Raw genomic sequence first — 9994 nt, 5'->3', positions numbered from 1 at the left:
TGCTCCCCGCTCGATTTGGATACGACGCCGAAGCAATGACTGTGCCTTCCGCTCCGGATTCACAGGTGCGCTTGTTCATAGGTCCGGTGAATTACGCAGGTCAGGGATTTGCCTGGGCCCGTGCTGCAGAACGGCACCTTACATCGGTCGGGGCAGTCTCGATGGCTTACACCGGCATCGGTGAATTTGGCTTCCCAATCGATCAGGCGGTGCCAGCAACCGGGTATGTATTGTCGTCGCAATGGCAGCGACGTCAATTTCATGCTGTTTCCGGTGGGTTTACTCACGTTTTGATCGAAGCCGAACGCAATCTGTTTGGAAGGGTGTTCGACCAGACAGTTGTACATCAGGCACACGCATTGATTGAGGCAGGTGTGAGCGTAGCAATGCTCGCCCACGGCACTGACTTGCGGCTCCCTTCACGACATGCAGCAACTGAGGAGTTTTCTCCCTTCCGCGAGGGGGAGTGGGACCAGACATCGGGGCTTGAGCAAGAGGCTCAGCGGAATCGTCGGATGCTTGATGAACTTGGGTTGCCAGTATACGTTTCGACGCTCGGACTTTTGGCAGATGCGCCGGACGGAGCGCAATGGCTACCTGTCGTGGTCGACCCTGAGGTTTGGAAACCTGGCACTGAAGCTGGGAGGCGAGACGTGCCTGTGGTGGTACATGCTCCGAGCCGAGGAGTGGTGAAAGGCAGTGATCTTATCGAACCAGTCATGCAGCAGCTCCATGATCAGGGGGTCGTCGAGTACCGGCGGATCTCTGGTGTCCCAGCACACGAGATGCCCGAGATCTACCGTGGTGCTGACATCGTGCTAGACCAGTTCAGGCTTGGCGATTACGGTGTTGCAGCGTGCGAAGCGATGCTCGCCGGAAGAGTTGTAGTGGGGCACGTCTCTTCTGCGGTTCGCGAGCAAGTACGGCTTCGTACTGATCTGGACCTCCCCATCGTTGAGGCGACACCTGATTCGTTGGAATCGGTGCTTTTGGGCTTGTGCGCGAATCCCGACAGGCTGAGTCAGGTAGGGGCTGCAGGCCACTCCTTTGCCTCTGCTGTGCACGATGGCCGGCTGTCTGCAGCGGCACTTGAACCGTTCCTTCGACAGGGGGAGTCAGCGCGTGTCTGAACGACCAACCCTTCTGATTATCTCCTTCTCACATCTCGTCAATGACGCCCGACTCCTCAAGCAGATCGAAGCGTTCCGACTCGATTACCGCGTGGTCACCTGTGGGTATGGGCCAACACCCAACGGGGTTGTCGAACACATTCGGTTGGCCGAAGAATATCCGGTGTGGGCATATGATCGTCTGTCGCTCATACTTCGACAATACAAACGGGCGTACTGGCAAAATCCAGCTATTGCTGATGCGCGCAAGCGGCTCAGTGGTCGAGAATTCGATATCATTCTTGCCAATGATGTCGATCCCATGGGCATCGCTCTCGAACTGAACCCCACATACGGAGTGCACGCGGATCTGCACGAATACTCGCCGCGCCAGAAAGAGGACCTCCTGCGTTGGAGGCTCTTCGTAGCCCCCTTTGTCTCGTGGATGGTGCGAACCTTCGTGACACAGGCAGATTCTTGGTCCACTGTTTCTGGTGGCCTTGCGCGTGAGTATCATCGGGTGTTTGGGTTTGAACCACAGGTGGTTACCAATGCGACGCCCGGACGGGACTTCGAGGTTGAACCGGTGGGTAAACCGATTCGCCTCGTGCATTCTGGTGCTGCGTTGCGGGATAGAAAACTTGAAATCATGATCGATGCACTCGAGCAGACCAACAGTGCGGTCACACTCGATCTGTATCTGACACACAACGACCCAGAGTACGTGCAGGAGCTTCGCGAACGCAGCGTGCAGCTACCAACGCTCACGGTGCACGATCCGGTGCCGTATGCGCAACTCGTTGAGACCTTGCACGCATATGACGTGGGAGTGTTTGTGCTGGAACCGCTGAACTTTAGCTACCGCTGGGCACTGCCCAACAAACTCTTTGACTTTGTGCAAGCGCGTCTGGGAATGGTCGTAGGGCCTTCTCCTGAGATGGTGAGCTTGGTCCAGGAGCACAGGTTCGGTGCAATATCAGATTCCTTTACGGCCGCGGATCTTGCCGCACAGTTTGACGCGTTGACTCTTGACAAAGTGACTGACTGGAAGCATGCGGCAAACGCCGCAGCGCACGCTCTGTCTGCGGAAACACAAACCGCGAAATGGCGGATTGCGATCGAGCGACTTCTTGATTCAAAGGGCGGCCCCAGTGGGCCACCGAAGTCGCTCAGCAGATGATCGCATGGAAAATAAGGTTAGAGACGTTGATCACTCAAGCTAAGCGGATCGTCGGCGCGCTGATTGATGCGCTTCCAGAGCGGTTAGCGGTTCGTCTAAACCCAGCAAAGTACGGCTATGCCTGGAACGACGTCCCGCAGCCTCCTGAAGCGCCTCAGACACCGGTGCGGCTATATATCGCCCCAGTAAATTTTGCTGGCCAGGGCTGGGAATGGGCGCGTGCAGCAGAAATGCTTCCCGGTGTCGGTGCCGTGAGCATGCATTACTTGGTTCCTGGCGACTTCGGGTTCCCTGGAGACAACATCGTGCCGGTCAACGTTTTCGCCCGATCACGCAGTTGGCAACGGGATCAATTTGAACGAGTCGCGAGTTCGTTCACCCATGTGCTCATCGAAGCTGAACGACCGATCTTTGGAAGCCTCTTCGGGGGCGATGTGGTAGCCGAAGTGCATGCGCTGCAGGGCCGAGGAGTCAAAGTCGGTATGATCTCGCATGGCAGCGATCTGCGCCTCCCCTCTCGGCATCGTGAACTCGACAAATGGTCCCCGTTCCACGACGTGGAATGGCGAGAAATCGACGTGCTTGAGCGGCAGGCAACTGCACACAGGGAGGTTCTCGCTGCTATATCGGCACCGGTATTCGTGTCGACGTCGGACCTTGTCGAGGATTGGCCTGCGGCACAACTCCTTCCTGTTGTCGTTGAGCCGACGGCATGGCAAGGTGGCAATGCGCCACTGCGGAACCGTGTGCCTGTCGTGCTTCATGCTCCGAGCAAGGCGCATATCAAGGGGACGCATCTGGTGGAGCCGTTACTACAGCGCCTCCACGTGGCAGGTCTCATCGAGTACCGGCAGGTTCAGGGAATCCCTGCCGCAGAAATGCCTGCGCACGTGAAACAAGCTGACATCGTAGTCGAGCAATTCAGGATCGGCTGCTATTCACGTGCTGCGGTAGAGGGACTCGCAGCAGGAAGAGTCGTCGTTGGACATGTGCACGACCAAGTACGAGAACATGTGCGAGAAGTCACCGGGCGAACGCTGCCCATTGTGGAAGCAACCCCAGAGACGCTCGAAGAAGTCTTGCATGACATGATGACCAATCGTGAGCGGTTTCAAGAGGTTGCCGCTGCCGGCCCGCGGTTTGCCTCAGAGATCCACGATGGCCGATTCTCAGCTCAGGTGCTTGCGCGTGCATTCTTAGAGATCGATGAGGTGAATGGCTAAATGGGGGACACCTCACATTCCAAGACACCGTTTTCGTGCACACACGATGTGCCTGATATTGACCTGATCGTTGCGGTGCATACCCCACAGCGCGATATTGCACGAGCCGTAGGGTCAGCCCTGCTGGGAACACAGGCGCGAGTGAGAGTAACCGTCGTCTGTCACAATGTGAGCACAGAAGCCATCAAACCAGGCCTTGGCGCGCTCGCAGACGATGAACGCGTTCGCACAGTCGGCTATGACGACGCGCTTCGAAGCCCTGCTGGACCGTTTAACCACGGGCTGGATTTAGCAACGGCACGATACGTGGCAGTGCTTGGATCAGATGACGAGCTCGAATCTGGTGCACTGGATTCGTGGCTGCGCGTGGCCGACGCAAGCTCAGCCGGTGCAGTGATCGCGGCCGTCCGCCATGTTGGCGGAGCGCGTGTACCTTCACCTCCTGCTCGGCCTATGAGGCAAAGAAACCTTGACCTTGTGCGTGACAGACTGAGCTATCGGAGCGCGCCCCTTGGACTCGTATCACGAGCGCAGTTTCCTGACCTCAGGTTCACGCCCGGACTCCGTACCGGTGAAGACATTGCATATACTGCGGCCCTGTGGAGTGCTGCCGTCAACCTTGCATACGATCGTCACGGACCTGCATACCTCATTCATGCAGACGGCGCTGAACGTGTGACTACCGCTGCGCCGCCCATCGCCGGGGATCTCGAGTACCTGGAACCGTTGCTTGCGAGCAATACCTTCAACGGTATGGACGCTGCGCAACGAGGCAGTCTGCTTGTAAAGACCATGCGAAGCTCGTTGTTCGGGCTACTGTACAATCGACCGCTCACAGAACAATGGCCTGCGAGTGAGCGTAGCGCCCTCGCGGTGGTCACCACACAGGTGATGAGCGAACTTGATCGCACGCCGCAGAGCGATCGGGTGTTCTCGCGGGCTGAACGTAGGCTGATAGCTGCAATGCTTACGCCAGACGTGTCGGCTGAGCGTCTGTTGAGCCTTGTTCAGGAGCGCAAGCGATTTACTTCGCCGGGAGCTTGGCTGACGCCTCGACTGCGCGATACGTTCAGGCGGGAAGCGCCCGTTCGGTTTGTCACCGCTTCATTCTGGGCACGAGTAAAGTGAGCGTCCCGAAGAATTCTGTCGAGCGGTAGACTTGCAACGTGAAGATCGCTGTAATCGCCACCGGAAAAATTGGCCTCCCTCTTGCTACGCAGTTCGCGAGTATGGATCACGAGGTCGTTGGAATCGACGTCAACCAGGCACTCGTTGACTGCATCAACCGTGCGGAGGAGCCATTCCCTGGCGAGTTCGGGCTGGCTGAAAAGCTCGCGGATCAGGTGCCTGCCGGCAAGCTGCGTGCGACAACTGACTACGCCGACGGTATTCCCGGTGCTGACGCAGTCGTTATCGTCGTGCCGCTGCTCGTTGACGAAGAGACCTGGCAGCCTGACTTTAAGTGGATGGACGCTGCGACCCGTTCGCTCGCAGAGCACCTCACTCCCGGCACGCTTATCTCGTACGAGACCACCCTGCCAGTAGGAACGACGCGAAACCGCTGGAAACCACTCATCGAAGAGGTTTCTGGCCTCACCGAGGGCGAAGACTTCCACCTGGTCTTTTCTCCCGAGCGTGTGCTCACCGGCCGCGTGTACGAAGACCTGAAGAAGTACCCGAAGCTCGTCGGTGGTCTCAATGAAGCAGGCACGAAGAAGGCGATCGAATTCTACGAGCAGGTGCTCACCTTTAACGAGCGCGACGATCTTCCTCGCGCGAATGGTGTCTGGGACATGGGCACTGCAGAAGCAGCCGAAATGGCAAAGCTCGCTGAGACTACCTACCGCGATGTGAACATCGGTCTTGCGAACCAGTTTGCGCGTTACGCGGACACGATTGGTGTTGACGTCTACAAGGTCATTGAGGCGTGCAACTCACAGCCCTTCAGTCACATCCACCGTCCTGGCATCGCCGTTGGCGGACACTGTATCCCGGTCTACCCCCGCCTGTACCTCTCGACGGACCCCGCAGCAGACATCGTTCGCACCGCGCGCAACTACAACGCGACCATGCCGAACTATGTGGTTGACCGCGTCGAGCAGACGATCGGTGACCTCGCAGGCCAGCGTATCGTTGTGCTTGGAGCGTCATACCGCGGTGGCGTGAAGGAGACTGCGGTCTCCGGCGTCTTCCCGACCGTTGCAGAACTCACCAAGCGTGGAGCAGTTGTGACCGTGCATGATCCCGTCTTCTCAGACGAAGAGCTCGCGGCATTTGGCTTTACTTCACACAAGATTGGTGACGCAGTTGACGTGGCAATCTTGCAAGCAGACCACGCGGAATACCGCGCGTTCGGTCCAGCGGACTTCCCTGAGATCAAGCTCTTCGCAGATGGTCGTAACTACACCGACCCGGCTGCATGGAAGGGCGTTCCCCGTATCGTCATCGGTGCCGGTAACTAAATAGCCTGTGCTCGCGGGGTTACCCGAGAGTACAAAACGGCCTCCTGCCGAATGAACCACAGCGGTTCATTCGGCAGGAGGCCGTTTTCGTGCGATCGAGCAAAGCATACGATTGTTCTCCCGCGAGCTTATGAGGGAGGCAAGCTACGTCGTTGGAGGCTGATCTCTCGTGGCGTCATCATTGTCCGCTGCACGGCCCGCGCCGAAGCTTTGCTCCGCGAGATCCATGAGCTCTGCAACGCGTAGGCTGTTGCGTCGATACTCGTCGAGCTCGTCTTCAAGCTCAGTGATACGGTTCGTGAGCGCTTCTAGCTGGGCACGAGTGCCTTCTGGGCGTGTGCGCATAAATAGTCGCCTCAGGCGCTGTCGCATGGAAACCTCCGGAGTTGGGAATGGGCGCTCTGAGAGCGTAAAACGCACGCCGTAAGGTCGGCGGTCGGCGCTCGTGAGCGAAGATTTCAGCATGAAATAGTCGAATGACAAACCGAATTTGTGGGCTTCGTTAGCGAGCTCAAACTGGTTCAGATGCCAGGTAGTTGGGTCACCAAAGCTTACGTCGGTCGCAGGCTTGGCATGCAACGTTGCATAGGCTGATCCGCCAGACTGTAAAGCCATGCGAATCAAGCGGAGCAGGTTTTCACGCGCAAGGTGCCCAAGCTGTTCGAGGACGTGATTCGCTACGACATCGAAGCGGCCATCGACACCATTCTGCCTAGGAGAAGCAAGGGAAAGTGTGCGGTACAGATTCACGTGTGCGGTCTGAAAGGGTGTTGATGTGCTCGAGGAACGGTCTTGGGCGAGCTGAAGGGCCGCATATGAGTAGTCTGCCGCAATGACCCGTCGGCGCGAAAGCACACCAGCTGCTGCAAGGCGTTCGCTGAGAATTCCGCTTCCAGCACCGATATCAAAGAGTGTCGGAGAAGTGAGCTCGGGAGAGTGCTCAAGAATCCAGTTGGCGCCGTCGCTCCAGGTGGCATCGGTTTGTTCACCGCGGTTCAAATATCTGGTGTTCCAAAAATCGCGACCGAAATGGAATGAACCAAACCAAGCATTGAAGCGGCGAGAGGTAGCAGACGGGGTCTGTAGCCGGTACCCGGGGATCGGTGTGCGCCAGTTCTCGTCATAGTTGATGACGAGCCAGGCCTCAGGGTCCGCTGGCGCTGGGAACTCACGTCCAGTAATGGTTACCGCGCCGAAAGGAAGCATTTGGTCAGGCCGCAGATCACCGCGAACGTGGAAAGGCTGATTGATCTTGCCGTCCTCGGTGAAGAACGCTGTGAAAACATCGACATAGTGGTCGACGAGGCCGGAATCAGCGCGGAAGTACAGCTGCATGTGCGTTGCGCTGTGGCGCACGAGTTCGTACCCGAGCGCAATGAGGGCGTGGCCGACCCGGAACCCTTCGCGGGCGACGTCTACCGGGTTCGTGAACTCCGACAGATAGGCAACGTCTGCGTCATCGTCGTGGGGGAGCAACGCTCCCTCTCGGATTCCGCCGAGCAAGGTTCCGCCAACGACAAATGGGCGCAGCCCGAGATCGTGAAGATGAGCGATAACTTCTTGGGTGCGATCAAGGATGCGCTCTTGAACGCCGGGATTGCCTGCCTCAAGCGTCTTTCCGAGCAGGCCCCATTTGTTGACGGCAAGAGGGATCCCATCAGCGTCGCGTACCTGGGTGCGGATCTCATCAGCAGAGAACATCACATCAGACTGGGCGAGAACTTCGCCATCCGCGCTATTGCGTACGGTCAAGTGCGTTGCGCCGCGGAGGTACGGTCGGAGCGAGTCAGGCCATGGGAAGGCATCTTCGTCTGTGCGCTCGTTCTCGACGAGGTCGATTGACCAGATGCGGTCCTCATCAAAGTAGACGTCGACTGACCTCACTGCATCCGAAATAGGAGGCAGCGTGAGCGATGAAGGAGTTACGAGAATTGCCATAGAGAAGTGGGTGTTCTGAGCCAGCCTGGTCGCCAGAACTACCCACTCACTCTATCGGGTGCGCGTCAGAAAGAAATTCGGCGGGTGTCGCAGACTGTCGTCTGCGACACCCGCCGAATTCCGAAACGTGCAAGAAGCACGCGACGTTCCTGTGTGCGAACGCGTGGTCAGCTACTACCGGCCTTCGAACGTCGCTTCCCACTCCTCTGGGGTGGTGAGACGCGGCATCGCGCTGCGGTACTCAGCCGCAAGACGATCCCAGTCCTTCACAATCTTGCGGTTGAGCTGCATCGCCTCTCGCAGGAGTCGACGGAACTTCGCCTGATCGTGGCGGTACCACATCTTGCCTGCGCCATCTGCGGAGCCAACGATGACGCTCTCATGCTGGGGAATCGTCCACCAGAATGCATCACGCTTCGCGTACTCGAGCTCAGGCTCACGGGCTTCAGCCTCTGACGACTTGCGCAACCACGCCTTGGGAATACGTTTTGCCGTGAAGAGTGCAAGTTTCGCGCCGCCGAACGCCTCCGGACGCTCCCCGACATTGGGAAGTGCGCGGCCTCCGGTAGAAGTGGGCGCGTCAGCGTCACTCGTGCGGTACACGCGAGTCTCGGGGTAGTCCTTCGCCGTTGCGCGTGCTGCAGGCATGTCTTGTGACATGGTGGCGTGGAGCTGCTCGGGACCAGCGAGTACCGATCGCATGCCATCAACGGCAAGCTGGACCGCGTAGTACTGCATGTTCAGCAGCTGCTTCACATTGATACGGTTGAGGTTCTTCAGCATTCCGCGACCGCACGATGGTGTCGCATGCAGGAGGCCTGCAACAATACGGTTGCGCGTATGGAAGAAGGACTGCCAGTCCTGGGTGTCATCTTTGTCAAGCCATGACACGTGCCAGAGCGCGACGCCAGGCATGGAAACGGTGCGGTAGCCGGCAGCCTTTGCGCGCAGACCATATTCTGCGTCATCCCACTTGATGAAGACCGGGATCGAGAGGCCGATATCTTGAATGACCCGCTTCGGGATCATGCACATCCACCAGCCGTTGTAATCGGAATCGAGACGCGAATGCATCCACGGAGTCTGGCGGAGGTTCTGCTTGCGGAAATCGTGGCGGTGCTGCTCAGGGAATGATGGACCCCAGACAAATGCATCTGGACGGACGACCTCTGCCCAAGCGTGCATGACTGGCTTGTCGAGCAGATCAAACATATGACCGCCAACGATCACCGGGGTCCGGCTGAAACGGCCGAACTGGAGCGCTCGCAACGCGCTCTCCGTCTCAAACTCAATGTCATCATCAAGGAGGAGGAGGAAGTCTGTATCTTCACGCTTGAGGGTCTCAGCCATCGAACGCGAGAATCCGCCTGATCCGCCGATGTTCGGCTGCACGATGAGCTGCAGCTTGTCGCCGAGCTGATCCGCGATCTCGGCAAAGCCAGGCTCATCTGCAACCTGCTTTGAGCCCTGGTCGACGAGGAAGATGCGGTCAAGGTTCTCAAGCAGGGTCGGATTCGCGGCAATGTTGCGCAACGTCACGACACAGTAGTCAGCCTTATTGAAGGTCGTCATGCCAAGGCTGAGTTTGCCTTCTGTCACCGGAGCTGACTCGGTGGTCCAGTTGCCCTGAAGCAGCGTCAAGTCTTCGTCACCCGCAACGAGATCGAACCACAGCCAGCCGCCGTCACCGAACATCGTGAGGGGGAGGGAGAATTCGGTCTCAGCGGTACCAGTCACCTGGGCTGAGTCGACGCGCTGCTGGGCACCGCTCGCATTTGACCGGTACACGAGGATCGTGCCCGTGCCAGTGGTCTGTAGTCGCAGACGAACCTCGGAGACTGTTGTCCACCGCTGCCAGTACGAAGCGGGGAAAGCGTTGAAGTACGACGCGTAAGAGACGCGCTCACCAGCGCGAACGCGCGTGCTCTCACGTGACAGCACGCTGTCGATGCTTGCGACATCACTCAGACGAACGGGAGATTCATCAACTTCGGTCCAAGTTTCAGCATCTGCGTACAGCGGCAGCACATCTGGGTCTTGGGCCTGCGGGAACACGACATGCTGGAGCGTAGTGGTCATAAC

At 58.1% G+C, this 9994-nt stretch carries 7 protein-coding genes; 5 read left to right on the top strand and 2 right to left on the bottom strand.

Annotation, left to right across the window (positions count from 1 at the left end; genetic code table 11):
- Window positions 1-35: 35 nt before the first annotated feature.
- The 5 genes from FW756_RS02810 to FW756_RS02790 are packed head-to-tail and all read left to right on the top strand — an operon-like array spanning window position 36 to window position 5974.
- The gene (locus FW756_RS02810; RefSeq protein ID WP_446428655.1) at window positions 36-1130 is read left to right on the top strand and encodes a hypothetical protein; all 1095 of its coding nucleotides are present in this window, start codon (window positions 36-38) and stop codon (window positions 1128-1130) included.
- On the top strand, window positions 1123-2289 hold the full coding sequence (locus FW756_RS02805; RefSeq protein WP_446428654.1) for a glycosyltransferase family 1 protein: 1167 nt from the start codon (window positions 1123-1125) through the stop codon (window positions 2287-2289). The genes FW756_RS02810 and FW756_RS02805 overlap by 8 nt, the downstream gene beginning before the upstream one ends.
- 26 nt (window positions 2290-2315) lie before the next feature.
- Complete coding sequence (locus tag FW756_RS02800; protein WP_446428653.1) at window positions 2316-3512, top strand: glycosyltransferase; 1197 nt, start codon at window positions 2316-2318, stop codon at window positions 3510-3512.
- Between the two features lie 48 nt (window positions 3513-3560).
- The gene (locus tag FW756_RS02795) at window positions 3561-4640 is read left to right on the top strand and encodes a glycosyltransferase (RefSeq protein ID WP_446428652.1); all 1080 of its coding nucleotides are present in this window, start codon (window positions 3561-3563) and stop codon (window positions 4638-4640) included.
- A 38-nt stretch (window positions 4641-4678) separates the two neighbouring features.
- Complete coding sequence (locus FW756_RS02790; RefSeq protein WP_446428651.1) at window positions 4679-5974, top strand: nucleotide sugar dehydrogenase; 1296 nt, start codon at window positions 4679-4681, stop codon at window positions 5972-5974.
- 144 nt (window positions 5975-6118) lie between these two features.
- On the opposite strand, the gene FW756_RS02785 is transcribed toward FW756_RS02790, so the two are convergent.
- Window positions 6119-7912, bottom strand: coding sequence for a methyltransferase domain-containing protein (locus FW756_RS02785; RefSeq protein ID WP_446428650.1), 1794 nt, complete (start codon window positions 7910-7912; stop codon window positions 6119-6121).
- A 174-nt stretch (window positions 7913-8086) separates the two neighbouring features.
- Window positions 8087-9991 carry a glycosyltransferase gene (locus FW756_RS02780; protein WP_446428649.1) on the bottom strand — a complete coding sequence of 635 codons (1905 nt, stop codon included), beginning with the start codon at window positions 9989-9991 and terminating at the stop codon, window positions 8087-8089.
- Window positions 9992-9994 lie beyond the last annotated feature (3 nt).

The organism is Leucobacter sp. 1207-22 (assembly GCF_052850455.1).
The sequence above is the reverse complement of the archived record's forward strand: the minus strand, read 5'-3'. Positions and strand labels throughout refer to the sequence as shown.